At 39.7% G+C, this 24,599-nt stretch carries 28 protein-coding genes and 1 riboswitch; of the genes, 7 read left to right on the top strand and 21 right to left on the bottom strand.

What is annotated here, in order from left to right:
- Positions 1 to 999: 999 nt before the first annotated feature.
- The 6 genes from cls to ACFVS1_RS07750 form a co-directional block, all read right to left on the bottom strand.
- Positions 1,000 to 2,457 carry a cardiolipin synthase gene (gene cls, locus ACFVS1_RS07775; RefSeq protein WP_352922889.1) on the bottom strand — a complete coding sequence of 486 codons (1,458 nt, stop codon included), beginning with the start codon at positions 2,455 to 2,457 and terminating at the stop codon, positions 1,000 to 1,002.
- Positions 2,458 to 2,683: 226 nt separating this feature from the next.
- On the bottom strand, positions 2,684 to 2,947 hold the full coding sequence (locus ACFVS1_RS07770; RefSeq protein WP_054395644.1) for a metal-sensitive transcriptional regulator: 264 nt from the start codon (positions 2,945 to 2,947) through the stop codon (positions 2,684 to 2,686).
- Between the two features lie 171 nt (positions 2,948 to 3,118).
- Positions 3,119 to 3,562, bottom strand: a complete 444-nt coding sequence (locus ACFVS1_RS07765; protein ID WP_387546154.1) for an SRPBCC family protein — start codon at positions 3,560 to 3,562, stop codon at positions 3,119 to 3,121.
- Between the two features lie 151 nt (positions 3,563 to 3,713).
- Entirely contained in the window at positions 3,714 to 4,085 is a 372-nt protein-coding gene (locus ACFVS1_RS07760) for a DUF4309 domain-containing protein (RefSeq protein WP_387549240.1), read from the bottom strand.
- 610 nt (positions 4,086 to 4,695) lie between these two features.
- Positions 4,696 to 6,126 (bottom strand): aspartate ammonia-lyase, encoded by a 1,431-nt coding sequence (aspA, locus tag ACFVS1_RS07755; protein WP_387546151.1) that lies wholly within the window; start codon positions 6,124 to 6,126, stop codon positions 4,696 to 4,698.
- Positions 6,127 to 6,149: 23 nt separating this feature from the next.
- The gene (locus ACFVS1_RS07750; protein ID WP_352923714.1) at positions 6,150 to 7,139 is read right to left on the bottom strand and encodes an asparaginase; all 990 of its coding nucleotides are present in this window, start codon (positions 7,137 to 7,139) and stop codon (positions 6,150 to 6,152) included.
- A 232-nt stretch (positions 7,140 to 7,371) separates the two neighbouring features.
- On the opposite strand from ACFVS1_RS07750, the gene ACFVS1_RS07745 reads away from it, so the two are divergent.
- A complete protein-coding gene (locus ACFVS1_RS07745; protein WP_387549237.1) occupies positions 7,372 to 7,746 on the top strand; it encodes a helix-turn-helix domain-containing protein in 375 nt (124 codons plus the stop codon).
- Positions 7,747 to 8,174: 428 nt separating this feature from the next.
- Here the strand turns inward: ACFVS1_RS07745 and ACFVS1_RS07740 are convergent, their stop codons facing one another.
- From ACFVS1_RS07740 to ACFVS1_RS07710, 7 genes are all read right to left on the bottom strand, one after another.
- Positions 8,175 to 8,342 (bottom strand): hypothetical protein, encoded by a 168-nt coding sequence (locus ACFVS1_RS07740; RefSeq protein ID WP_162878727.1) that lies wholly within the window; start codon positions 8,340 to 8,342, stop codon positions 8,175 to 8,177.
- A gap of 249 nt (positions 8,343 to 8,591) precedes the next feature.
- Positions 8,592 to 9,554, bottom strand: a complete 963-nt coding sequence (mmuM, locus tag ACFVS1_RS07735; RefSeq protein WP_387546148.1) for a homocysteine S-methyltransferase — start codon at positions 9,552 to 9,554, stop codon at positions 8,592 to 8,594.
- Positions 9,544 to 10,938: an S-methylmethionine permease gene (mmuP, locus tag ACFVS1_RS07730; protein WP_387546145.1), complete on the bottom strand. Its 1,395-nt coding sequence runs from the start codon at positions 10,936 to 10,938 to the stop codon at positions 9,544 to 9,546. The genes mmuM and mmuP overlap by 11 nt, the downstream gene beginning before the upstream one ends.
- 83 nt (positions 10,939 to 11,021) lie before the next feature.
- A riboswitch (SAM riboswitch) is annotated at positions 11,022 to 11,124 on the bottom strand.
- A 215-nt stretch (positions 11,125 to 11,339) separates the two neighbouring features.
- Positions 11,340 to 11,948, bottom strand: a complete 609-nt coding sequence (locus tag ACFVS1_RS07725; protein ID WP_352922876.1) for a flavin reductase family protein — start codon at positions 11,946 to 11,948, stop codon at positions 11,340 to 11,342.
- 17 nt (positions 11,949 to 11,965) lie between these two features.
- Positions 11,966 to 12,574, bottom strand: a complete 609-nt coding sequence (locus ACFVS1_RS07720) for an alpha/beta hydrolase (protein WP_352922874.1) — start codon at positions 12,572 to 12,574, stop codon at positions 11,966 to 11,968.
- Complete coding sequence (locus ACFVS1_RS07715) at positions 12,574 to 13,521, bottom strand: ring-cleaving dioxygenase (RefSeq protein WP_387546141.1); 948 nt, start codon at positions 13,519 to 13,521, stop codon at positions 12,574 to 12,576. The genes ACFVS1_RS07720 and ACFVS1_RS07715 overlap by 1 nt, the downstream gene beginning before the upstream one ends.
- A 24-nt stretch (positions 13,522 to 13,545) precedes the next feature.
- Complete coding sequence (locus ACFVS1_RS07710) at positions 13,546 to 14,523, bottom strand: ring-cleaving dioxygenase (protein WP_387546139.1); 978 nt, start codon at positions 14,521 to 14,523, stop codon at positions 13,546 to 13,548.
- Between the two features lie 245 nt (positions 14,524 to 14,768).
- Between ACFVS1_RS07710 and ACFVS1_RS07705 the strand changes: the two genes are divergently transcribed.
- Positions 14,769 to 15,368: a nitroreductase family protein gene (locus tag ACFVS1_RS07705; RefSeq protein ID WP_387546136.1), complete on the top strand. Its 600-nt coding sequence runs from the start codon at positions 14,769 to 14,771 to the stop codon at positions 15,366 to 15,368.
- 182 nt (positions 15,369 to 15,550) lie between these two features.
- Here the strand turns inward: ACFVS1_RS07705 and ACFVS1_RS07700 are convergent, their stop codons facing one another.
- From ACFVS1_RS07700 to ACFVS1_RS07690, 3 genes are read right to left on the bottom strand one after another with little or no spacing between them, the layout of a single operon-like run.
- Positions 15,551 to 16,603: an alpha/beta fold hydrolase gene (locus tag ACFVS1_RS07700; RefSeq protein WP_387546133.1), complete on the bottom strand. Its 1,053-nt coding sequence runs from the start codon at positions 16,601 to 16,603 to the stop codon at positions 15,551 to 15,553.
- On the bottom strand, positions 16,596 to 17,099 hold the full coding sequence (locus tag ACFVS1_RS07695; RefSeq protein WP_387546131.1) for a hypothetical protein: 504 nt from the start codon (positions 17,097 to 17,099) through the stop codon (positions 16,596 to 16,598). Before ACFVS1_RS07695 ends, ACFVS1_RS07700 begins: the two co-directional genes overlap by 8 nt.
- A gap of 27 nt (positions 17,100 to 17,126) precedes the next feature.
- Positions 17,127 to 17,888, bottom strand: coding sequence for an SDR family oxidoreductase (locus ACFVS1_RS07690; protein ID WP_387549235.1), 762 nt, complete (start codon positions 17,886 to 17,888; stop codon positions 17,127 to 17,129).
- A gap of 312 nt (positions 17,889 to 18,200) precedes the next feature.
- Here ACFVS1_RS07690 and ACFVS1_RS07685 point away from each other — a divergent pair, with 312 nt between their 5' ends.
- Positions 18,201 to 18,650: an OsmC family protein gene (locus ACFVS1_RS07685; protein ID WP_387546128.1), complete on the top strand. Its 450-nt coding sequence runs from the start codon at positions 18,201 to 18,203 to the stop codon at positions 18,648 to 18,650.
- Between the two features lie 51 nt (positions 18,651 to 18,701).
- Here ACFVS1_RS07685 and ACFVS1_RS07680 read toward each other — a convergent pair whose 3' ends face one another.
- Entirely contained in the window at positions 18,702 to 18,953 is a 252-nt protein-coding gene (locus tag ACFVS1_RS07680; protein WP_241590977.1) for a YkuS family protein, read from the bottom strand.
- Between the two features lie 98 nt (positions 18,954 to 19,051).
- Between ACFVS1_RS07680 and ACFVS1_RS07675 the strand changes: the two genes are divergently transcribed.
- A complete protein-coding gene (locus ACFVS1_RS07675; protein ID WP_101225105.1) occupies positions 19,052 to 19,186 on the top strand; it encodes a YuzL family protein in 135 nt (44 codons plus the stop codon).
- 126 nt (positions 19,187 to 19,312) lie between these two features.
- Here the strand turns inward: ACFVS1_RS07675 and ACFVS1_RS07670 are convergent, their stop codons facing one another.
- On the bottom strand, positions 19,313 to 19,474 hold the full coding sequence (locus tag ACFVS1_RS07670; protein WP_387546124.1) for a hypothetical protein: 162 nt from the start codon (positions 19,472 to 19,474) through the stop codon (positions 19,313 to 19,315).
- A 97-nt stretch (positions 19,475 to 19,571) separates the two neighbouring features.
- On the opposite strand from ACFVS1_RS07670, the gene ACFVS1_RS07665 reads away from it, so the two are divergent.
- On the top strand, positions 19,572 to 19,763 hold the full coding sequence (locus ACFVS1_RS07665; protein WP_352922853.1) for a hypothetical protein: 192 nt from the start codon (positions 19,572 to 19,574) through the stop codon (positions 19,761 to 19,763).
- Between the two features lie 351 nt (positions 19,764 to 20,114).
- Here the strand turns inward: ACFVS1_RS07665 and ACFVS1_RS07660 are convergent, their stop codons facing one another.
- The 3 genes from ACFVS1_RS07660 to ACFVS1_RS07650 form a co-directional block, all read right to left on the bottom strand.
- Entirely contained in the window at positions 20,115 to 21,053 is a 939-nt protein-coding gene (locus ACFVS1_RS07660) for a magnesium transporter CorA family protein (protein ID WP_387546122.1), read from the bottom strand.
- Between the two features lie 319 nt (positions 21,054 to 21,372).
- Positions 21,373 to 21,645 carry a hypothetical protein gene (locus ACFVS1_RS07655; protein ID WP_387546119.1) on the bottom strand — a complete coding sequence of 91 codons (273 nt, stop codon included), beginning with the start codon at positions 21,643 to 21,645 and terminating at the stop codon, positions 21,373 to 21,375.
- Between the two features lie 61 nt (positions 21,646 to 21,706).
- Entirely contained in the window at positions 21,707 to 22,786 is a 1,080-nt protein-coding gene (locus ACFVS1_RS07650; protein WP_387549233.1) for a nitric oxide synthase oxygenase, read from the bottom strand.
- 264 nt (positions 22,787 to 23,050) lie between these two features.
- On the opposite strand from ACFVS1_RS07650, the gene catR reads away from it, so the two are divergent.
- Positions 23,051 to 23,374, top strand: a complete 324-nt coding sequence (catR, locus tag ACFVS1_RS07645) for a catDE operon transcriptional regulator CatR (protein ID WP_101225109.1) — start codon at positions 23,051 to 23,053, stop codon at positions 23,372 to 23,374.
- Positions 23,375 to 23,514: 140 nt separating this feature from the next.
- A complete protein-coding gene (locus ACFVS1_RS07640; protein ID WP_387546117.1) occupies positions 23,515 to 24,432 on the top strand; it encodes an NAD(P)/FAD-dependent oxidoreductase in 918 nt (305 codons plus the stop codon).
- Positions 24,433 to 24,599 lie beyond the last annotated feature (167 nt).

The raw sequence follows: 24,599 nt of genomic DNA, 5'->3' as shown, positions 1-24,599 counted from the left end.
CCAGCCGAACCATGATATTAAAGCAAGACTAGTGATTCGAATGCTTTTTCTGGTTTTATGAATGGATTGAAGAAATTACACTCCCCCTGAATAAATAAATGGCTAGCCGAGACGCCACAGGGGCTTGCTTTGATGATGCATGGCTGACAGTCGGCTAAACGGGAGCGGATTTCTGAAATCAAGCTCCGGACTTTTTTTAAAAATGGCAGGAAGCCTCAATTATTGAGTATGTAGAAAAAAGAAGTTTCATCTAAATTAAAGCAACGTTGATTGGAACGGAAGGTGCGAGACTCCTGCGGGAAAGCGAGTCCTGGGGAGACCCCGCAGGCGCAAAGGCGCCGAGGAGGCTCCCGGACCGCCCGCGGAAAGCGAGTGCCTGGAGAGGAAATCAACGATTTTTAGGAAGCTCAATAATAACAATTTTGTCTACAATAGAAGTCCAGCCGAACCATGATATTAAAGCAAGACTAGTGATTCGAATGTTTTTTCTGGTTTTATGAATGGATTGAAGAAATTACACTCCCCCTGAATAAATAAATGGCTAGCCGAGACGCCACAGGGGCTTGCTTTGATGATGTATGGCTGACAGTCGGCTAAAAGGGAGCGGATTTCTGAAATCAAGCTCCGTACTTTTTTAAAAAATGGCAGGAAGCCTAAATTATTGAGTATGTAGACAAAAGAAGTTTCATCTAAATTAAAGCAACGTTGATTGGAACGGAAGGTGCGAGACTCCTGCGGGAAAAGCGAGTCCTGGGGAGACCCCGCAGGCGCAAAGGCGCCGAGGAGGCTCCCGGACCGCCCGCGGAAAGCGAGTGCCTGGAGAGGAAATCAACGATTTACAGGAAACTCAATAATAACAATTTTGTCTACAACTAAAAGAGGGCGGATTCCTGAATAACTGGAACATTTCATACAGAAAAAAACTGCAGGCAAACTCCATTTCTCGAATTTGTCTACAGCCTGAGCATTCCATGTAGTAATAGTCCGTTTAAATTAAAATTATAATATCGGTGATAACAGCCTTGCAATGGACTCTTTAAAACGAATCCACTTTGAACGCTTTTCAAACTCTTCAATTGTAAGCTGCCTGCATACTTCGACATCCTTATAAAAAATCCTTGTCAGTGTTTCGGCCATCCCTTCATCATAAATGAAGGCATTGACTTCAAAGTTCAATTTAAAACTACGGACATCAATGTTAGCTGTCCCCACCGAGGAGACCTCTTCGTCCACCACGATCATCTTCGCATGAATAAAACCGTTATCATAGATGTATATCTTAGCTCCCGCTCGTAATAACTGCCCTGCATTGAAAGTTGTTGCCCAATAAACGAAAAGGTGATCAGGTTTATTCGGAATCATGATTTTCACATCTAACCCTGATAAGCTGGCAATCCTGAGTGCATCCAATAAACTTGCATCCGGAATGAAGTAAGGCGTTTGAATGAGAATTGATTTTTTTGCTGAAGAAATTAATTTAATATAGCCATTTTTAATTTGTTCCCATTCAGAATCCGGCCCACTTGTCACTATTTGCAAATCTATATTCCCTTGAGGCTTTACAATGGGGAAATAATGAGGCTGATACGTTATATCATGGTGCTTTGATGCTTGATTCCAATCCAGGATAAAACGGGTTTGAATGGCTTTGACAGCCGACCCCTTTATTCGAAGGTGTGTATCACGCCAAAAACCAAATTTTGGATTAAGCCCTAAATACTCATCTCCAACATTAAAGCCTCCAACATACCCAATTTTTCCATCTATGATGACGAGCTTTCGATGGTTACGGAAATTAAGGCGTAAATTTATGAATTTTAATTTAGATGGAAAGAATGCCTCCACTCGTCCCCCAGCCTGCCTAAATTCCCTGAAGAAACGTTTAGTCATCCCTCTAGAGCCCAGCTCGTCATAAAGCAGCCGAACTTTTACGCCTTCATTCGCTTTTTTAGTCAAAGCTTCAATGAATCGTTTGCCCAAGCCGTCTCTTTGAATGATGTAATATTGTATATGTATATGGTTTTCGGCCGCTTCAATATCTTTAAAAAGCTGATCAAATTTATTTTTCCCTTCCGTAAAAATATCAACTTGATTATCTTCAGTAAGCACGGCATCATTATTCCGGAGATGCATATAAATCAAATCGCGATAATTACTTGAAGAAGCATTTCGAAAAGGAAAATGATTATTTGAAAGCTCTTCCATCTGTTTATCTAGGATTTCTTCAATCCCGATCTTCTTCTTGTCCTCCCATTGGAATAAGTGTGCGTGCCTTAAACTTGTTCCAAAAAGGAGATATAAAATAAAACCGGCTACAGGCAGAAAATATAACACCAATAACCAAGCCCAGGTCGTGCTCGCTTCCCTTCTTTCAAAAAATATGACAATCGTGGCAAATAAAATATTTAGAATGATGACAAGGCCGAGCAAAACCGATGTAACATGCGTAAATTCCATAGCATACCCTCACTCAATTTTTATCCCTTTAAGGATAACATGCAAATTCTTTATATCAAAGGATTTGCTTATTAGAAATGAAAACAGAGAATTCACAAAAATGGACCTCTTCCTGTAGAGGTCCATTTAAAAAATACATCCACCCCTATCACTGAATTTTCTCAGATTGGTCAGGTTGTCTTATAATCATTGTCCTAAAAATTCCAATTAACAATAATATAATGGCTTACCGGCTTTTCACTAATAAATTCACAGCTTCTTTCACTAGCTCTTCGGGATTCTTTTCTCCTGATTCATTTGCCTCCCGGACGCATTCCACAAGATTGGAACTTACTATTACCCCAATTGTCCTATCGATTGCAGATCTAGTGGCAGATAACTGCGTTACTACATCTCTGCAATCTTTGTTTTCCTCCATCATCTTCAATATCCCACGAAGCTGTCCTTCAATTCGCTTCACTCTATTTTTAACCTGCTTATCATACTCCATGTGCTGCCTCCTACCCTGCCTATTACTTATGAATCCTCTCCAGACATCCATTACAAAACCCATTCAGTTGAACAAAGGCTTTATAAAGAATATTACAATTTATAATACATACCAATAAGGTATAATTGTCAAGTGCCATTATCCAATAATGACAGCTCCAATATGTAATTTCTATTTTTGTACAAGGAGACTTTGTGCAACTGCCTCAGAAAACTCGATCGTCATTTGGGGAACGTAGTTTTTTAACAAAGCATTAACGATTGGTGCTTTAGCACCTTTTGCCGTAATCGCCAGGCAGCCAGTCATTTTAGTCTGTCCAATTCCGCACTGTTCCGCTAAAAAATAGCCATGCCCATCAAATTTTTCATTTAATCCCTTAAGATTAAATGTAACTTTATCAGGTTCAATCCATTCCAATATATTCACTTCAAGTTTAATTTTCTTCTTCATTAATCCCAAATCGCTTTTAAACTCCCAAATAAGTGTCTCCTCATTTATCATCTCATGATTGATATATCCTGGGACAAGAGGTGCCCAGCGATCTATACTACTTACAAATCCCCATACTGTTTTTATTGAAACAGGTAAAATGATATTATGCACACCTTCTGACAAAGTAAATCCCCCTTATTCATTCTACTTACATCTTTTTAATGTATGGCTTGACAATATTGAATAGAACGGTAAGATTGGATTCTTAACCAGCATTCTCCCGGCGGTAGCAAAGAAACGCCCCTTTGCAATAAAGGGACGATTTTTTTTTGACTTATTGATCTGACGCAAATTCAACCGTATACATATTCAATCTTGGATCTGGGTTAATCCAGGCGCTTTCAAACACGAAGACCACTTTATAGTTTGCGTAATCGGTATAAGTGACATAGAACATCCCTTCTTGCTCCACTTCACTTACAGGTTCACCGACCAATTCCTTCAACATGGATAAATGGATGGTTTGCAATTGCGGATCAAAATCATCAATGGCGGTAATCGTCTTTCTGCCTGTTGAACCGTCATAGAGGAATCGAACATTATGGCTCCAATAATTGGCTGCAACGGTACTTAAATCTTCCGGTGCACCCCAGGCTTTTTCCACTTTTTCCAACGAATCACCTACAGAAAATGGTCCACTGTTAATGGATTGATGGGATTCCTAGGCTAAACCCATAATCTGCCTATTCAAAAAGTCTGGCGTGGATTGAGATGATATTGAATCTGATGAAGCAAATGCAGCCTTCCCACTAAACATGAGAATTCGACCATAAGAAATGTAGCGCTTCGGATAAAACGATTACCTTATTTCAAAGTTATTATATTATATTGAAAATCTTAAAAAAGATGAAAAATTGCGTAAGTCATTTCATTTGATTTTACCCTTACCAATAATATTCATCGGAACTTTGGACACATACCCTTCGTTAAAAAAATCTTTAAATGAAAGATTAAAAACGATTAAGCCATTCAAGCGATCCACATTTTTTATATAAATCTCCTGAGCTCATACTTCCTCATCTCCCTTAGATAATCTATGGGAGATGAGGATTTACGGATTGCTAAACCCATACAAGATTAAACCAACGATAAAATATTTGAATATTCAGTTTTTAATAACCGCAAGCAGTTGACAAACTGTCGGGTAACTTTTCAGAGGTATATAATTAATGACTATGCCTTAAAACCAACGGTCCTAAAGGCATAGTCATTACATCAAAAATAAGATAGATTAATGCTTTCTACTAATATACTGGTTATTGCCGATCAAAAAGAGAAGCTCCCGCTATTCCGGGCTTTGTCATTTCATAAGGATTCAGAATCAGATCCAATTCTTCCTCTGTCAGTACATCATATTGTAAACATAGTTCGCGAACTGATTTGCCTTTTAATATCGCTTCACGCGCAATACGTGAAACCACTTCGTATCCAAGGTGCGGGTTGACTGCTGTAATCACTCCAACACTTTGTTCGACATAATCTTTTAAATGTTGCTCATTTGCTTCAATGCCTTCTAAACAATAATCCGTAAAGACATTGAAAGCATTGTTCATAATGCTGATTGACTGCAATAAGTTGAATACAAGCACTGGCTCCATTACATTCAACTCCAGTTGTCCTGCTTCTGATGCTAAGCAAATCGTATTATCGTTGCCGATCACTTGGAAAGCAACTTGGTTAATCAATTCTGGCATTACTGGATTCACTTTTCCTGGCATGATGGATGAACCTGGTTGACGAGCTGGAAGTGTGATTTCCCCTAATCCCGCTCTTGGTCCTGAAGCCATCAAACGTAAATCATTAGCAATTTTAGACATATTCATCATACATACTTTCAATGAAGCTGACACTTCAGTATAAGCATCCGTATTTTGAGTTGCATCTACTAAATGTTCTGCTCCTACAAGCGGCAAGTTACTGATCTCAGCTAAATATGTAACAACATTTTCAATGTAACGCGGATCTGCGTTCAATCCCGTTCCCACTGCTGTTGCTCCCATATTCACTTCATATAAATGTTGACGTGATTGACTGATTCGTTTTATATCGCGATCCAACACACGACTGTAAGCCTCAAATTCTTGACCAAGGCGAATTGGCACTGCGTCCTGAAGATGTGTGCGTCCCATTTTGATAACATGATCAAATTGTTTTGCTTTATTCTTTAAGACCGTACTCATCTTGTTCATTGTTTGCAGCAATTGCTCTAAAAGTCGTAGTGTTGATAAATGAATGGCAGTAGGGAATACGTCATTGGTTGATTGTGACATGTTGACATGGCTATTTGGACTAACATGTACATACTCACCTTTATTGTGTCCCATAAGTTCTAACGCACGGTTGGCAACGATTTCATTAATGTTCATATTCATCGATGTCCCCGCGCCTCCTTGAATTGGGTCAACGATGAAATATTCATGCCACTTTCCATCAATCACTTCTTCAGAAGCCTCGACGATAGCGCTTCCAATACCATCATATAACCGTTTGGTATCCATATTTGCTAAAGCGGCTGCTTTTTTAATCATCGCTAGTGAACGTATCATTTCTTCATTGACTTTGTAACCGGTAATCGGAAAATTCTCTACAGCTCGTAGAGTTTGAATTCCATAATAAACATCTGCCTGAATTTCCTTTTCCCCAAGAAAGTCTTTCTCGATACGGTATGTTCTTTCTTCTATCAACATTTCCTCTTGCCCCTTTGTTTGTTCTAGAATGTGATGTCCTCTGCAATCGGTGTTTCCATCATTTCCTTCACTTTTTTAGGATCCCGTGTCTTGGCTAAAATCCACATCAACTTAGGAATGATGGCTTCTGTATTCATATTTCTGGAACGAATGATGACATTCTTGTTCACTTTTCGTCCCACTTCGTAAATATCCATATCTTCCCCTTCTTCTAAACATTGGGTAGTAATGACAACGGATATTCCACATTGTACTAACTCATTCAATTTGTCTAAAATATTTCTTCCTTGAAAGGGAATACCACCGCTTCCATAACTTTCAATTACGATTCCCCGACATTGATTTTTCAGGAAATCAAAGAATTCAGGCTTAATACCGGGATGCAGCTTAACCAAAGCAACATCTGTACATAGGGAAGCATCTAACTTAACTTCCTTATGCTTTGGTGGATGAACTGGCTTTAGATACTCAATTTTATCTTTGAATATGGTAGCAATATAAGGATAGTTAATACTTTCAAACGAATCATAGCTTTTCGTTCTCAATTTAATGGCTCTCGTTCCCTGTATGACTCTACCGTCAAAAACAACATATACTCCTCCAATATCTTCACACGCAAACCGGATCGCATCAGAGATATTTCTTTTGGCATCTGTCTTTTTAAAGGCAATTGGGATCTGAGAACCTGTAATGACAATTGGTTTCCCTAAATCTTGTAACATATATGAGAGCGCAGCTGAAGTGTAAGCCATTGTATCTGTTCCATGGGTAATCACAAAGCCATCGTAATCATGGTAGTGTTCATGGATGGATTGTGCCATTTCTGACCAATCTTCCGGCTGCATATTTGTACTATCAATATTCATCAAAGGCTTACTATCAATCTTGCAAAGTAAATCCAATCCCGGTAGGTGACCTAAAATTTCGTCAGCTCTCATCTCTGGAACTAGTCCATTTTTTCCTTCTAACGATGCAATTGTACCACCTGTAGTAATCAACATCAACTTCTTGATTTTCGACTTCAACTTCTCCATTATACTACCCCCTATATTGCCTCCCTGTTTCACAATCATTCTTATCATTTCAGAAAAGGATGTTTCGCTGCAAATGTACATGTTACGCGTACACCACATGTTATTATAGTCATGTTTCATAATGAAATCAAGCTAATATTATTCATTACGCGTACACTTCTTCCAAAATGATGTTATAATGGATTTATATAAAAGGAGAGTAATAAGAATGATGATTTTAAATAGATTGACTACATTAAGGAAGGCCAAAAGATGGTCTTTGCAATATACCGCTGACAGACTTGGAATCGCCAAGAGTACCTATGCAGGTTATGAGTCGGGCCACCGCCGCCCTTCATTAGAAACGGTTAATTTATTGGCAGGCCTATATGATACATCCACTGATTACATTCTAGGCCGAACAGATCATCCAGCTAAAGATATTACCACAGCATCAATGCAAGTCATGGAATTAACGGATTTACCAAATATGAAGCTAGCCGTTGATGGAATCTCTCTATCTGAAGAGGAGATGATTCAATTTATCGCTTTTATTAGAGCAAAACGAGAAGTGGAAATAAATCGCGATAAACAAAACGAAACATAGCAGAAATTGGGCATTGGACTTTATATGGGGAACGAACCGGACTTCTTCAGATTTTTATAATATTCACGATGCGCATGGTAACATCTGTAAAATTCTCAGGTTTTAACCAGTTAGGATAATTCGTTTCTGATTAATTAAGTTCGCCCTTTTTAGACGTTACCCTTAATTAATTTCTGAATGACAATGCAGGCAGAGTATACTTACTAACGGTACTTAGTGACTTCAAACTAATGATCCCCGAAATGAGAAATTTAAGTTTTAATTATTTATATAGAAGAAAGTCGGCTTATTATTTAGCTTACCTCCTTTTCAACAAGGTATGATAGATATCTGTTTCCCTTTTGATTCATTAGTAATGAAAGAAAGAAAGAAAAACCATAGCTAAAGCTCATGGTTTTCCCCCCGTATATACATGAAATATCAATATATTAAGGCATCTCGTCTTCTTTTTCCCGATTTTTAAAAGCTTCATGTGTGACTATATCTTCGATTTGTTCATACTGCCGGCTGTGTTCCTTCTCTTCGCTTATTCTATTATTAGGTAAATTTCCAGGATGGCCTTTTTCTTTGTGATTAAAATTTTTACCACGACTCATACTCATTTCTCTCCTTTCTATTCATTGTTTGTTTAGTTTTCCCAAGCACAGAAATAATATGATTTAATTTCTCCTAACTGTTTTTGGAGCGGTTTCATTTTAGCCTAAGAAATAGTAGTCAGATAACTCGAATTTGGATAATGAGCTCAAAAAGAACAGGAACCGCCTGATTATGACGCTTCCTGTTCTTTTTAGTTATGGTCAATATACTGCCTACATACCTTATAACAGTTTATAACAGAACAAGGGCTAGGAGGATACCGCCACGGAAGGTCGCCACTTTCTTGAAATATCTTCAATATGATGCGGTGCCGTTCTGCAGCACCCTCCAATTAAACGCGCCCCTGCATGGTGCCATTCTTCAGATTTCAGGTCGAGCCTGTTACATGATTCTTGACCATGCCATGTTTTAGTTTCTGGATTATATGCTTCACCTGAATTCGGATAAACAATGATTGGTTTATCCGTGTTTGCACGCAACACCTGGATAGCTTCCGTGATACATGATACTGGCGCACAGTTGATGCCGATTGCTGCAATTTGCTCACTGTCCCCAAACAATCTTGTACACTCCTCGAGTAATGTACCGTCACTTATCGCTTTTTCATTTTTCAAAGAAAAGGATAGCCAAGCATACACTTCTGGATAATCCTTCAATAACGAATATAATACTTTTGCTTCTTGCAGGGAAGGAATCGTTTCAAACGCTAAAAGGTCAGCTCCTGCTTCAATCAACGCTGATATTCGTGAGCGATGAAATGCAGTTAAAGTTTCATCCGATACACCATAGTTTCCTACATACTCTGAACCATCTGCAAGATAAGCCCCATAAGGGCCAACAGATGCAGCAACCAATGGCTTAGGCCTAAGCATTTGATTTTCTTCCTTCCAAAAATTATCTCTTGCTTTTCTTGCGAGTAAAACCGTTTTACGGATTAGCTCCAAAGCCTCTTTTTCTTGTATTCCACGGAGGGCGAAACCTTCAACGGTGGCTTGGTAGCTAGCCGTAATCGCACAGTCAGCTCCAGCACGAAAGTAGTCAGAATGCACTTGATAAATCACATCTGGATTTTCCAGTAATACACGTGCAGACCAGAGCGGGTCGTCCAAATCACATCCATGCCTCTCTAGCTCTGTAGCTAAAGCTCCGTCCAAAATCATGACAGAATGATCTCGTAAAATAGCGTCAATTGGGTTAGTTTTATTGTTCATGATCTACTCCTCTTTTCTTTATGGTTTTTGTCACATAATAACTTCCATAGCACAACAAAATAAATGGAATGCCACAATATAGTGCAATTCGTTGTGTAGGATCAAATGCAATTCCTATGCAAGAAGCCAGGCATAGGATAAAAGAAACGATTGGCACGAGTGGATAAAATGGCGTTCGATAAGCCAAGTCATTTACTGAATTTCCTTCGTTTATATATCGTCTGCGAAATAGAAACTGTGACACGCTAATACTCATCCAAACTACCACCACGGCAAGTCCAGAAATGGATACAAGCACTATGTAAACAGTATCCGGTGCAATAATACTCGAGAACAGGGCTAAGCTGCCGCCCAACATACTGAAAAGGACTGCATGTATCGGAACTCCCCGTTTTGTCAATTTTGCAAATATTGGTGATATAGTTTCCTTATCTGCAAGTGACCAAAGCATTCTGGATGATGCATACAGTCCCGAGTTTGCAGCAGACAAAATGGCAGTTAATATGACAAAGTTCATAATATCCGCTGCATACGGCACACCAATTCGTTCAAGAACTGCCACAAAGGGGCTTTCTAATACGCTTGCATCCGAAATAGGCAATAATGCGGATAAGACAACGATGGTTCCTACAAAAAAGATAATCAATCTCCATAAAGTCATACGGATTGCCTTTGGTATCGTTTTTTCAGGATTCACAGTTTCTCCAGCTGCAATTCCGATTAATTCAGTTCCAGAGAATGCGAAATTCACCGCAAGCATCGTCATTAGAATGGCAAAAGCACCATTCGGAAATAAACCTTCACTTGTAAAATTGGAGAATAACGGAGCGGATTGTGAATGAATGATTGGAATAAAACCCAGCATTGCCGCTGCTCCCAAAATAATAAAAATCACAATGGCAAATACCTTTATAGACGCAAACCAGAATTCGGATTCAGCGAAAAATTTAACGGTCCACGCATTTAATGCCAAGACCAAAATGGCAAATAGTGCACTCCATATCCAGACATTGATTGATGGAAACCATCTCTGCATCAACAATCCTGCAGCCGTGAATTCCGAACCTAGTGCAACAGTCCACGTTAGCCAATACAACCAGGCTACTGTATACCCTGTCCCAGGACCTATGTATTTAGCTGAGTAGCTATGAAACGCACCTGTCTCGGGCATATGTACTGCCAGTTCACCTAGACATAGCATGACTAGATAAACCACTAATGCCCCAATCAGATACGAGAGGATGGTGCCGAATGGGCCAGCCTGTTGAATCGTATAACCCGAACTTAAGAATAAACCTGTTCCAATCACCCCGCCAAGCGATAGCATTATTATATGCCGTGCCTGCATTTCCCTTTGAAATTCATGCTTCCTTTTGTTCTCCATTCTTACTCTCCTTTATCCTGCATCCAGAAAAAACGAAAACGCACTCTAAAAAAGAGTGCGTTACTGACAAATAAACACGTACGGTCTTATCTATCAAGGTTTCACCCCCGGGAATTAGCACAGTGTCATTGCAGACCTGTTGCTGAGGTTTCATAGGGCCAGTCCCTCCACCTCTCTGGATAAGAAATTATTTTTTTATAACTTTATCAATCTATGAAAAAATTGTCAAGTTTTGTTTCGATTTGTAAAGAATTCCTTTAAAGTCCAAACGAACATCGCACCTTTGGCATAGATATGAACTTGTTTTTGGAACAGTCGCTTAAAGTATTAGAATTGCAGATAATGCTAACGAAAAAAATGACGACACCTTAAAAGATGACGCCATTTTTCTTTCATATTCCTTAAGGTCGTTCTATGTCAAATAATTCCCCTAGTTTTGTATAAGTATGACCCGCTAATCTTGCTACAGGTTTTAGCCCATTCTGGTCAATTCGGCCTTTATGGTAAATCTCCTGCTCTATATGATAGCAGACTATTTTCCCTATCAATAAATCACAACCAGGTTTATTCTTGGAACCTGCCAATGGTATCGCATGCTCCAATGTGCATTCAAAGCGTACCTTCGCTTCTTGCAATCCTGGTACCGACACCTTATCACTAACAGCCTGTGTGAAATTGGTAAGACCCAATTCACTTTCGTCAGACGGGAGTTCCTTGGCCGTTCGATTTGCATCAGCAACATTATCTTCATCAGTGATATGAACAACGAATTCACCTGTTTGAATTGCATTTCGGGCCGTGTCCTTCGAAATTCCTTCTTTCCGTTGAACTGAAATGGAAATCATCGGAGGATTGGAACTGACTATGTTAAAAAAACTGAACGGAGCTATATTGATTGTACCGGTTTCGGACTGTGTCGTAACCAGGGCTATTGGTCTCGGTATGATGCTTCCAGTCAAAAACTTATAATTTTCCCGTTCAGTAAGGCTTTCAGGATTAACTGAAATCATCTTCATCCCTCTCATTCTTATAAAAAGTTCTTTTGAAACCATGAACCTGCTGCATCAACCTCTGAACGTGTTAACTGATGACCGTAATGTTCCCAGTGAACATCCACCGCAGCACCAGCTTGCAGTAATAGTTGATTAAGTTCTTCCGTTTCTTCTGCCGGGCAAATCGGATCGTTTTTACCTGCAGCGATGAATACAGGTATATCCGAAAGGGACGGCAAAGCAATGCCGCGTCTAGGCACCATAGGATGATGAAGAATCGCTCCTTGTAATGCCCCTTCGAAATGGAACATCAAACTTGCTGCTATGTTTGCACCATTAGAATAACCTAATGCCACCACTCTGTCACGATCGAAGTCATATTGTCCGGACGCTGATTCCAAGAAGTCATAAAGCTCCTTCGTACGGAAAATCAAATCTTCTTCATCAAAAACTCCTTCAGCCAGCCGGCGGAAATATCGAGGCATTCCGTTTTCAAGTACATTTCCCCGTACGCTCAATACGGATGAACCCGGTGAAACCATTTCCGCTAACGGCAAGAGATCTGTTTCCGTTCCGCCAGTGCCATGTAAAAGTAAAAGCAACGGTGCCTCCGGATTAGTTCCTTTTTGAAAAATATGCTTCATCATTTATCCTCCTCTAGTACCCTCGGCACTGCCGGCAGTAACGTTTTCTCCATGATCTCCCTTTTTTCTTCCAGCCATGGCGGCAGCATTAATTTACTTCCCATCGTTTCCTTCGTTTCATCATGAGCAAATCCAGGTGGATCTGTGGCAACTTCAAAGAGTATGCCTCCATCTTCCCTGAAATAAATGGCATCAAAGTATTGGCGGTCTTTAAAGGGTGTCACGGCATAGCCATGCTTTGCGATATGCCCCCTCCATTCTTCATGATCTTCATTGTCGCTTGCACGCCATGCAAGATGATGGACAGTTCCCACTCCGATTTTCCCATTAGGCAAAACCGTTTTTTTAACATCTATCAAATTTCCGATGCCCGATGTGGATTTGAAGCGGATGAAATCGCCCTCTTCCCCCATCTTTTGCAAACCCAGCACTTCCTCTAATAGTTCCATCGTTTTGATCGGTTTCGACGTCAATAATACAGCACCGCCGAATCCCTTGACCGCCTTGTCAGCTGGTACACCGCCGAATGACCACTCGCTATTTTTACCCTCTTTACGCTCAACCAGTTCAAGTTGCAATCCATGTGGGTCCTGAAAGCCTAGATAATCCTCGCCAAAACGGGAAATCTTTTCAAAGTCTATGTTAAATTTACCTAGGCGCGTTTCCCAGAAGCCCAATGATCCTTCCGGAACGGCATATGTTGTAATCCCCACTTGTCCGGAGCCAATTGTCCCTCGGTATGCCCCAGGCCAAGGAAAGAAAGTGATGATAGTGCCCGGTGAACCTGATTCATCTCCGAAGTATAAATGATAGGTGCCTGGATCATCAAAATTAACGGTTTTCTTTACCATACGCATCCCCAACACTCCAGCATAAAAATCCACATTCTCTTGAGGATTGCCTACAATGGCGGTTATATGATGTATCCCTGCATTTTGCTTTTGCATGCCCATTACTTCCTTCCCCGTTGATTAATTTGTTGATTTTGTATTCAGTGGTTTTAAATTCGATTCAATATCTTTTCTTTTTGATTCTAAAAATGGCGGCAGGGCAAGGTTCTCACCTAGGTGCTGCTCTGCTTCATCGACTGCAAAACCAGGTCCATCAGTAGCTAGTTCAAATAATATCCCATTCGGCTCCCTAAAATAAAGTGAACGAAAATAAAAGCGGTCCACATATCCAGAGTTAACGAATTTTGATTCACTAATTTTTTCTACCCATTTTCTCAGTTCTTCTTCATTATCCACCCGAAAGGCAACATGGTGTACTCCACCCCTCCCCAACCTTTCCCGAGGAATGTCATTCCTTTCTTCAATATGAAGTTCCGCTCCGGTTCCCCCCTCACCTGTCTCAAAAACGACAATTGGATTTTGCCCCCTGATTGAAGAAGGATATGTTCCTGATTTCCTGAACCCCAATACCTCGGAAAGAACTCTTTCTGTTTGTTCAATATTAGGTACAGTAAGTTTTACCGGTCCTAATCCAAGGATGAAATACTCTTTCGGTACCGGGCTTCCATCCCATGGTGATCCTCCTTGAACGCCGTTATTATCCTGATCTGAAACCAGAAGTAGCCTCTGCCCTTCAGGATCTTTAAAAGAAAGCACCTTCCTTTCAAAAATGCTCGATATTTCATCATGCTCAACATTGAATTCCACAAACCGTTTTTTCCAATATCCTAGAGCTTCATCATCTCTCACCCTTAAAGAAATTTCTGAAATGCTATTGTTTCCCTCATGAGTGCGGGCAGCATTGGGAATTTCAAAAAACGTCAATTCCGTACCCGGAGTACCAATTTGATCTCCATAAAATAAGTGATACACACGAACATCATCTTGATTCACCGTTTTTTTGATTAATCGCATCCCTAAGACTTTTGTGTAGAAATCAAAGTTATTTCCCGCTTTAGCTGTAATCGCCGAAACATGATGTAATCCTTTTAATTCCATCCTTACCACTCCTATCTTTATAAATCTCCCCTTACGGAGATGAATTAATTCGCAAATAATATCTCGAATTCGAGGTATTTAACCTAATATATAATACTTTTAATGCAAATATCTTGATTTAAAGATAAATGATAGCGATAAATTTGTCAACCATTTTCATTCAACTAATTTCACCCGTATTCACTTTTCATAAAATAATAAAATCAGGTCAAAATAAGTCGGTATAATGAATGGAGGTATGATATATGGCTAAAGATTTTTTTAGCGCAATTGAAGATAGACGCTCTTATTATTCCCTTAGCAAGGAACGTGTTGTCCCTAATAAAAGGATTAAAGAAGTTATCAATCATGCCGTTCAATATTCCCCTTCCGCTTTCAATTCCCAAAGTGCAAGAGTGATTGTTTTGACTGGTCAAAGCCACGACCAATTATGGGATATCACGAAAAACACATTAAGAAAAGCTGTCGGTGACAAAGATTTTGAAAAAACGGAAGAAAAAATGAAGTCTTTTATAAATGGTTATGGTACGGTTTTATTCTTTGAAGACCAGGCTACTATAACAAGGCTTCAGGAACAATTCAAAACGTATGCCGAAAACTTTCCGATTTGGTCGAACCAATCGTCTGCCATTTTACAATTTGTCGTATGGACTTCCTTGGAAATTGAAGGGTTTGGTGCAAGCCTTCAGCATTATAATCCTTTAATCGATGACGAAGTGAGAAAGACATGGGATATATCACGCGATTGGAAACTCATCGCTCAGATGCCTTTTGGAAAACCCACTGCAGAGCCTGGCGATAAAGACTTCTCACCACTTGAAGAACGAGTGAAATATTTTCAATGAGACAATAGGGGCTGGCCCTACATACAGAGCCAGCCCTTTCACAAATTTTACTTTAGTAATCGGGAAATGTTGCAAAATATCTTGAAAATATCAATGCCGCAAAGCCTATATATTCTACAATCGGCATGATTTTGATTTCCTCACTGGCGTTAAACACGTACATTTCACTTCCCCCCAGTAACCTATTGAATTGGTGAAGACCGCTCTGGTAGCCATTCCTTCAAATAATAAGGGAGTCCTTCGGAATATTGTTTAGCAGCATGTCCACTTTTCAGCAGGCGATATGTTTTATCCTTACATGTTAAATGCTCCATAACCGGATAAATCATTTCCTGTGGGACCAATCGATCATACTTACTTGCAATGACCAAAACACTAGCATCGATTTTCGATAGCTTCGCTTTTTTCCCCCTTACTTTAAACCCCCCATTAACCAAGCGATTTTTTATCAAGAGGTCTTTGGTTATTTGTTTGGCAGCTGCACCGGATAACGGCACATGCCCATTGGCCCACGCATTGAAGCGGCGCCAATTCTTAACGTATTCTTCATCATCCGCTTGATTCAATAATGATAAATACGGTGAGATATAGATAGGAGATGTAATTAAACGGATTCCATATTTAACAGCACTGGCTGGAATCGTTTGATAAATATCAATCGTCTCGTCGAAATTCACGGTACCTTCTTTTAATGCTTCCTGCCACTGATCAAAAAATTCTGAGGCACTGAAATCTATCGGTGTAACGGAGAGAATCAAATTCTTGATTGGCTCGTCTGCAATGGCAGCATATATTGCCGTTATTGTACCGCCGAGGCAAAATCCCATTACTGTAATTTCTGATGCGCCAGAGTGGCGTAATGCACGCTGCACTCCTTTTTGAATATAATCGGCGATATAATCTTCGATCGATATTTCGCCATCTTCAAAACCGGGACTTCCAAAATCAAGCAAATATACATCAAAACCTTCATTTACAAAAGCTTCTATTAAACTATTCCCTGGGGACAGATCAAGAATCAAAGGTGTATTGATTAGTGAATATATAAGAAAAACCGGCACATCATATTTTTTTTGTGCCGACGGATAATACCAAAGCGATGATTTGTTTTTTTTCCACACTGATATTTTAGGCGTCAGTCCCATTTGAGGCATCGGCTGATTGGGAATATCCAAAAAATGTTTCCACTTGGGTATGGATTTGGATTGATTTTTCGGCACTTTCCGTTTAGACATTTGAATTCCCCTGTCTAAAAGAATCAAACTCAGGCAACTGTGCACTTATCAATAAGGAATCATTTAAGAAATTCGCTATCCTTTTTTTACTCTCTTCCATTTCAATGGAATCCCAACTTGACTTCTGTTTCTTACTTCGGGATGAAAAAGCATTGCGTTTATTGCGACCTGAAGAATTACCTCTAACGTTCCCGCCCCTATCCTCAACAAGTGTGGAGAGCAAATCTTCTAACCTATCAATTTTATCTTCGAGCTGGATCACTAATTTCGCGATTCCCGCCACATCTTTTTTTGTTGGGTAATTCATGATGATGGACATTCTTTCTGAGGCTTCCTGCATTCTATTTATTCTTGGAATCTGCATTTGGGCATTGTCGCTTACTGCTTCTATTAACTCACGATTATTTAGTAAATCCTGAATTTTCTCATTAAGCTGTTGTTCTTTTTGTGCGCCTAGTAATTTAAGCCCTTTATAAAAATTTGGTTTTTCCGCCATATATTTCTTCCTTCCTTTCTCCTGCGTTTACACTAATGCAGATATTCCACCGTCAATAATCAAAACATGTCCAACCATATAGTCAGAAGCCTGTGAGGCTAAAAATACGGCAGCGCCCTTTAAATCATTTTCATCGCCAAACCTGCAAGCCGGAGTTTTACCCAATATGTCATAGTTGGATTTTTCTAGAATTTCCTTTGTGATTTTAGTCGGGAAAAATCCAGGTGCAATTGCATTTACTTGGATGCCGTATCTAGCAAGTTTAACTCCTAAATCCTTCGTCATTGTAATGATGGCACCCTTACTGGTGTTATAAGCTATCGTATCCAATAACTCGGGAAACGTCCCGCCAAGACCCGTCACAGATGCAATATTTATGATTTTTCCGGAATTTTGCTGCTTCATGACCTTCGCAACAGCCTGTGAAAACAGGAATGTACCTGTAACATTGACATTCAATACTTTTTCCCACTTATCCTTAGGAAGATCCAAAAGAGGACCTGACCAGGACGTACCGCTATTATTGACAAGAATATCAATCGCGCCAAATTGGGCAACCGTTTCCTGGACGACATGGTCGATGGCACTCTCGTCCGTGATATCACATTCAAAGGCAACGGCATTAACACCCATCAGTTGCAAATCATCACATACCTCCTTACATACAGGAAGATTTCGTGAAGCAATGACGATATTTGCACCAGCCTCCCCCAACGCCATGGCGATCTGTTTGCCCAATCCTCTGCCGCCGCCGGTAATGATAGCCGTTTTATTAGTCAAATCGAACATATTACTCAATGTAGTCAACTTTTCAGCCCTTCCTTAATGAAGTATTATTTATATAAAACCGTCTATATCATTATAGAAAAGCCTATCCAATATTGTGCTTAAAATAGCCTGATGCCTCTGCCTTTTGTTTCATCAACAATATCCTTTATATCAATAATGACTATCCGTTAGACCGCTACGGGCGGCTTGCTGAATGGGCATACCGAAAACTTAATTCGGCCCACTGCTGTATGATTACTCGCCGAGTGAGCAAAATCGAATACTTAGCCTGTTTAATCGTTTACACTATAGACATGGTAAGGAGGTAATAAAATGACGATACATCACTTTCATTTAACCGCAGAGTGGCCAGGCGGCAGAAATGATATCGGCACAATTCATTCAGGGAATCTTCTAACACAAATAAGTATTCCAACTGAAATGGAGGGACCAGGGATCGGCACTAATCCCGATGAAATGCTGCTTGGGGCGGCATCGACCTGCTATATCATTACCTTTGCTGCCATGTTAGAGCGAGCCCATATAGAAACGGTAAGCTTGACCATGCAATCTGAAGCGTTAGTGGATGTTACGAATGGTGTATTCACCTACAAGAAAATCATTCATCGCCCTGAACTTATTTTAGTACCGGGGACTTCAGAAAAAGTGGTTGAAAAAGCGAGGAAACTTGCTGAAAAAGCTGAAGCTTCATGTATGATTTCCAGGGCGATCAAAGGGAATGTAGCGGTGGAATTGAATGCGGAAATTTCCATAGCACAGTGACCTTGAACAAAAAAAGTGCCTAACCCTATATCGGTTTAGGCACTTTTTGAACTATTGAATGGCGTTCATTTTATTTTCAACCTCGCGGCACACTTCATCAGCCGTTAAACCATTTGCCTCAATGATAGACGCTTGTAATGAAGTATCGCTTATACCCATTACATTACTTTCCAAACCTGTTACCACACAACAATCCACGTTTTTGGCGTCAGCTTCTTGTTTAATCTCCACAACATCAAAACCTTTTTCACGAAGTGCTTCCTGAATATTCGTTAATGATTCTTCAACACCGATTTTTGACATCAACACACACCTCCTCTACCTTCTAACCTGTCCTTATCACCTTCAATATATGTATAGGATGCAAAGGAAATAGGGAAAGTAATATCGAGGTGATAAACATGAATGGAAAAAACAAGAAAGATGCTTCACAAACCCGTTTAGGGTCTTCTCAGGTAGAGGGGCAAGGTACCACTACGAAAGAAACCGGATCCTTCACTCAACCCTCTTCACTTAAAAAGCAAAAGCGTTCTTGATAAGAATCCTAAATCAACCCATGGAATTCCGTCTTCATGATACGCAAAAAAAACGCTTGGTTTATCCGCCAAGCGTTTTCCTCTGCATGACCTTGTGTTGCTTTAGTTCAACGATCAGGACTTCCCTTATATATTTTGCTTTCTGATTTCCCTTTGGATCTTTAAATCATTCAATCGATCCCCATCAATTGTTTTTGGATCCAGTTTTGCTTTATCGGCTCCAGCCGGGTTTAAATCACTTGCCCTTACATTATTATTGCGAGCTGCTTGCTCGTTCCATTTGGTCATCTTGATCTCCTCCTCCGTCCTTATCCTTCCCAATCATAATAATATTCATGAATACACCCCATCCTTTATTGCCAAGATACTAATGGAGGTGGTTTAATTGGAACCAAACAGACCCGGCAATAGGAATGTACCGGATTTTAAAGAGTTGAACGACCGTATCATCAGAGAAGCATCACAGAGTCCCCGTTTAGTGATTAAAACAAATTTGGATGCAAAGAATGTAAAAGATGAGAACCCTTATACCGATCGGATTAACAGTGAAGGATTTGCTGATTTTTTTGAGGAATAAACAGAACCGGCTTGGCATCCTCAAAAAAATGGTTCGGTAAGCATCAGTTGATCTATAATAATCAGTTCAAGTTGAACACGCTGAATAGAATCAAGTTTATAAAGCATCATCCTCACCTCAAGTTTTATTAATTCTATTTTAAAACAATAAAGACTTTAGGCGTAAGGGTTCAATCTAAAAGGTAAAACTACGTTGATTGGAACGTAAGGTGCGAGACCCCTTCGGGAAAAGCGAGTGCCTGGAGTGGAAATCAATGTTCAAATTGCACAAAACCTAATAAAAACTGTAGACAAACTCGATTTACAACGAGTTTGTCTACAGTCTAAAACCGGCTTAATAAGCCGGTTAATTTTAAAAATATTTTTTCTTCCAAAAAATGAATGCCGTCGTCCCCGCCAATGTGATGGCTATTAATAATGTAAAAATGAAAGCAAACCGATTATGTTCAAATGGCAGTTCCACATTCATTCCGTAGAAGCTTGCCACCATCGTCGGCAGCGTCAAAATAATGGTCACGGAGGTTAGAAACTTCATGGCATTATTGACATTATTGGAAATGATCGAAGCGAATGCATCCATCATACCGCTAAGAATGGATAGATACACTTCTGCCATTTCAATTGCCTGAGCATTTTCGATGATTACATCCTCAAGCAATTCTTTATCTTCTTCATACATTTTCAAATAATTAAAACGGAGGATCTTATCAAGTACTACTCGATTGGATTTTAATGATGTCGTAAAATAAACCAAGCTTTTTTCCAAAGCCAGGAAAGTGTATAATTCTTTATTTTTCATGGACTGATGCAATTCACGTTCCGCTTCATTAGTCATCTTGTTGATCTGTTTCAGGTAACGTAAATAATAGGATGAAATCTCAAATAGTAATTGTAAGGCAAATCTTGTTTTCTTATTGGTGAAAAATCCTTTTATCTTATTGTTTTTGAAATTCGCCAATATCGGTGTTTCTTTCAAAGATACCGTAATGAAACAGTCTTTGGTAAAAATCATCCCTATAGGTATTGTTTCAAAAATCGGTAAGCCCGCCTCGTCCCTGGTCAAGTATGGAAAGTCGATAATAATTAAAACATTATCATCCTCTTTTTCGATTCGAGGCCTTTCCTCATCATCCAAGGGATCTTTCATGAAATTGATTGGTAACTTTAAAGTCGTGCATATATAATCTATTTCAGCTTCTGTGGGCGCGACAATGTTCACCCAGGAACCTTTTGTCATTTCCTCGATCTTGTTTAGGTGCCGGTTTTCATCCGTCTTGTAGATTTCCATCATTTCTTGACCTCCTCTTCTATAGAGAAAGCCTTATTTACCTTCTTCGAGCAGATACTCAGGGAGAATAACAGTCTCGACTTCTAGCATCATATTGGCTTCCTCTTGCTTTCTGGGTTCAGGATCATAAGAACTGCCGCTCACTCGTATCCACTTCCTTTCGATTCTTTAATCTTAATCCTTATTCTTTTAAAGCACAATAACGAATTTAATACCCTGGTTCCCTGTTTTGAATTCGCAATTATCAGTTTTTAACGCTTAATAAATATAATAAAAACTACCACAAAAAAAACGCTTGGGTTTCCCCAAGCGTCTGATAAATTTATCCATGCTTAGCATTATTATAATAGTGAACACCATACATGGCGCCTTCATCTACCATTTTATTGTCGTCATGATCATATGGATCAGGGTGACCTGCCTTTTCAATTATAGGATCCAAATCTGAAGCCTTCCTATCCCAAAGTCCTACTGTTTTTGCTTTTGCATTTGCCCATATATCCTTCACTTTTCCTCTGTTCGTTTTATTCGATAAAAATGAGACTCCGGCAACTCCGACTCCTAGTAATACCATATTTCTTCCTAATGCCATCATTACCTTCCCCCTTATTTATTGGCTTGCTATATATATACCCAACGCCAATTAATGTAAACCTTTATTTATATGGAGGAATTTGATAAAAGAAATTAGGTTTCACTATTTCATTATTATATGGCTGATGAAAAACATGGGTCGTGGCTGGAGAAACAGGCGGAATTAACCAAGTCCAGTCCCCAGTAACTTTCCGGTTACAAGTGGTTTCTTTTTCTTCGAATTTCTTGAATTGTTTAGCTGCTGTATGGTGATCAACAATGCTGACTCCGTGTTTTTTAAACGAATGAAGGACTGCTTCATTGAGTTCGATAAGGGCTCGATCTTTCCATAAACTTGAATCACGTTTAATATTCAAGCCCATCCTCTCCCCGATTGCCGGCAGCATATTGTAGCGTTCTTCATCAGCAAGGTTCCTGGCACCGATTTCCGTTCCCATGTACCACCCATTAAATGGTGCAGCTGAATACGTAATACCGCCAATTTCCAGCCTCATGCCAGATATAATTGGAACTGCATACCATTTGATTTGAAGATCTTTGAACCATGTCAGTTCAGGGTGAGTGATTTGAACTTCTTTTATGAGACTTTCAGGTATATCATGTAAACTAGGGGTTTTTCCGTCCAATTGGACAACAAGGGGTAAAATATCGAAACGTCCGAATTTCCCTTCCCATCCCAATTCCATACATTGCTTGGTGAATGCTATTGAACTTGGATCGCCGATTACGCCATGTTCCGTCTCATACCCTGCATATCGAATAAGCTGATGATTCCATATATCCACTTTTCGATCATGATCTTTTTGTTTGAAAATTGTAATCACAGGTCTGATGCTCCCATTATTCGTTGCATATTCGATATGCTCGAAGAGAGCCGATACAATTTCTTCTTCGCTTTGAATCATCCTTTTGTCAATCACCCTCAGCGACTCCCAAAAAAAGCGCCCTATGCAACGATTGCTATTTCGCCAAGCTAATTTAGCACCATAAACCAATTCTTCATATGTATGTTCATATCTACCTGTTTCATCTATTTCCTTTTTGATTTTTTCAATCCTGCCATCCATTTCCTCTTCCGTTTTCGATAATTCCGGATAACTTGTCCTGATAAAGGATACGGCCTCTTGCAGTAAATCACTCATCTTTCCCACGAACCCTTCCATTTGTAAAACTTTGACTTCAATATTAAAATAACATATTTTTCACGGTAACCCTAAAGAACACATTTTTTAAAAACGCATTTCTTTAAAAAATGTGGCAATTCCGAGGCGAATTTCTTTTCAGGATACTTAAAGTAAGCTCATAAATTTCTTATACTTTAACATCTCTAGTAACTAAATAATTATCGGTAAAGTTGTTACATATGAGGTAAATGCATTATAATATATTAATAATGAGGTGATAAGATGAATAATACGACACTTTGTCCACGATTTGAAAAAGGAATGCAAATCTTGAGTAAACGCTGGACTGGATTGATTGTCAATCAATTACTTAATGGCCCTCAACGGTTTTGTAATATTGAATCTGCATTCCCGATAAGCGGCAGGATTCTTTCCGAACGTTTAAAGGACTTGGAAATTGAAGGCATTGTTAAAAGGGACGTATATCCAGAGACACCGGTCAGGATTGAATATTCTTTAACTGAAAAAGGCAAGGCTCTGGCACCGGTAATGAACGAAATTCAAAATTGGGCACAAGAATGGCTCGAACCAATACAGGAACAATGATACAAGCATTAACTGAAAAAGGAGGAAGTCCGCCATCTGGCGGACTTCCTCCTTTTTTGTTTAAGCGCCAGCGACTAGTGGTATATTTTTTACAGATAGAATAACACTAGGTTTATTCCAAATTTATGGGCGGTGAATTCATGAAACAAGCAGATTGCATTATTATTGGTGGAGGTATAGCCGGTATTCAGGCAGCTATACAGCTTGGAAGATATAAACATAATATTATCGTCATTGATTCTGCTCAAGGCCGCTCATCCATTGCCAAGGCTTACCATAACATTCTCGGATGGCCGGATGGGGTAAGCGGTAAACAATTAAGGACGCTTGGCAAACAGCACGCTGAAAAATTTGGCGTCGAATTCTTGGATGATACAGTGACATCTCTTGAAAAAAAACAGGACAAGTTTTTTATCCGAACAAAGAATGACAGGGAATATCAAGCAAAAATGATCTTTCTCGGTACCGGCATCACCGATAACATTCCACCAATCAAAAACATCTATCCAACTCTTGGGACATCCACATATATATGCCCTGACTGTGATGGGTATGAGATCATGGATAAGCGAACCGTTGTTCTTGGAGGCGGAAATACGGGTGCGGGCATGGCTCTTACACTTTTATATTGGTCAAAGGATATCGTTTACGTAAATCATTTGAAAACAGTAATTGATGATGATTATAGGGAAAAATTAAAGGAAAATCAGATTCCCGTAATCGAAGAAGAAGTTTGTGAGGTTCATGTCGACGACAAACAGCAGCTAACGGGCATACAATTAGTCTCCGGTAAAATAGTCGAGGCTGAAAAAGCATTCACGGCGTTTAAAGGGAACAAACTTAATAATGACCTAGCCCTACAATTAGGAGTGCAAGTCAATGACAACAATCATGTCGTGATTCATCCCCGGACTAAAGAAACGAATATTAAAGGAGTCTGGGCAGGCGGTGACCTCGTTGCCCATTCAGAACAAGTCACCATTTCAATGGGGGATGGCACCCAAGCAGCGATATGGATCCATAAGAGACTGTTAGGCCAGCCACTTCCTTACGATTGACAACTTGATGGAAATTTAAAAGGCGACCTACTCACCAGGCCGCCTCAATTTGTAGACAAAAGGGGTTCTTTCTGAATTTTAAAACAAAGTTGATTGGAACGGAAGGTAAGAGACTCCTGCGGGAAAAGCGCGTCCAAGGGAGACCCCGCAGGCGCAAGGGCGCCGAG

This window comes from Peribacillus sp. NPDC058075, assembly GCF_042885195.1.
GTDB lineage: Bacteria > Bacillota > Bacilli > Bacillales > DSM-1321 > Peribacillus.
The sequence above is the reverse complement of the archived record's forward strand: the minus strand, read 5'-3'. Positions and strand labels throughout refer to the sequence as shown.

Coding starts and splice junctions, on each gene's coding strand:
- cls (WP_352922889.1), bottom strand. CDS start 2,457: ATGGAATTTACGCATGTTACATCGGTTTTGCTCGGCCTTGTCATCATT.
- ACFVS1_RS07770 (WP_054395644.1), bottom strand. CDS start 2,947: ATGGAGTATGATAAGCAGGTTAAAAATAGAGTGAAGCGAATTGAAGGA.
- aspA (WP_387546151.1), bottom strand. CDS start 6,126: ATGTTGATAGAAGAAAGAACATACCGTATCGAGAAAGACTTTCTTGGG.
- ACFVS1_RS07745 (WP_387549237.1), top strand. CDS start 7,372: ATGATTTTAAATAGATTGACTACATTAAGGAAGGCCAAAAGATGGTCT.
- ACFVS1_RS07740 (WP_162878727.1), bottom strand. CDS start 8,342: ATGAGTCGTGGTAAAAATTTTAATCACAAAGAAAAAGGCCATCCTGGA.
- mmuM (WP_387546148.1), bottom strand. CDS start 9,554: ATGAACAATAAAACTAACCCAATTGACGCTATTTTACGAGATCATTCT.
- mmuP (WP_387546145.1), bottom strand. CDS start 10,938: ATGGAGAACAAAAGGAAGCATGAATTTCAAAGGGAAATGCAGGCACGG.
- ACFVS1_RS07725 (WP_352922876.1), bottom strand. CDS start 11,948: ATGATTTCAGTTAATCCTGAAAGCCTTACTGAACGGGAAAATTATAAG.
- ACFVS1_RS07720 (WP_352922874.1), bottom strand. CDS start 12,574: ATGAAGCATATTTTTCAAAAAGGAACTAATCCGGAGGCACCGTTGCTT.
- ACFVS1_RS07715 (WP_387546141.1), bottom strand. CDS start 13,521: ATGCAAAAGCAAAATGCAGGGATACATCATATAACCGCCATTGTAGGC.
- ACFVS1_RS07710 (WP_387546139.1), bottom strand. CDS start 14,523: ATGGAATTAAAAGGATTACATCATGTTTCGGCGATTACAGCTAAAGCG.
- ACFVS1_RS07705 (WP_387546136.1), top strand. CDS start 14,769: ATGGCTAAAGATTTTTTTAGCGCAATTGAAGATAGACGCTCTTATTAT.
- ACFVS1_RS07700 (WP_387546133.1), bottom strand. CDS start 16,603: ATGTCTAAACGGAAAGTGCCGAAAAATCAATCCAAATCCATACCCAAG.
- ACFVS1_RS07695 (WP_387546131.1), bottom strand. CDS start 17,099: ATGGCGGAAAAACCAAATTTTTATAAAGGGCTTAAATTACTAGGCGCA.
- ACFVS1_RS07690 (WP_387549235.1), bottom strand. CDS start 17,888: ATGTTCGATTTGACTAATAAAACGGCTATCATTACCGGCGGCGGCAGA.
- ACFVS1_RS07685 (WP_387546128.1), top strand. CDS start 18,201: ATGACGATACATCACTTTCATTTAACCGCAGAGTGGCCAGGCGGCAGA.
- ACFVS1_RS07680 (WP_241590977.1), bottom strand. CDS start 18,953: ATGTCAAAAATCGGTGTTGAAGAATCATTAACGAATATTCAGGAAGCA.
- ACFVS1_RS07675 (WP_101225105.1), top strand. CDS start 19,052: ATGAATGGAAAAAACAAGAAAGATGCTTCACAAACCCGTTTAGGGTCT.
- ACFVS1_RS07670 (WP_387546124.1), bottom strand. CDS start 19,474: ATGACCAAATGGAACGAGCAAGCAGCTCGCAATAATAATGTAAGGGCA.
- ACFVS1_RS07660 (WP_387546122.1), bottom strand. CDS start 21,053: ATGATGGAAATCTACAAGACGGATGAAAACCGGCACCTAAACAAGATC.
- ACFVS1_RS07655 (WP_387546119.1), bottom strand. CDS start 21,645: ATGATGGCATTAGGAAGAAATATGGTATTACTAGGAGTCGGAGTTGCC.
- ACFVS1_RS07650 (WP_387549233.1), bottom strand. CDS start 22,786: ATGAGTGATTTACTGCAAGAGGCCGTATCCTTTATCAGGACAAGTTAT.
- catR (WP_101225109.1), top strand. CDS start 23,051: ATGAATAATACGACACTTTGTCCACGATTTGAAAAAGGAATGCAAATC.
- ACFVS1_RS07640 (WP_387546117.1), top strand. CDS start 23,515: ATGAAACAAGCAGATTGCATTATTATTGGTGGAGGTATAGCCGGTATT.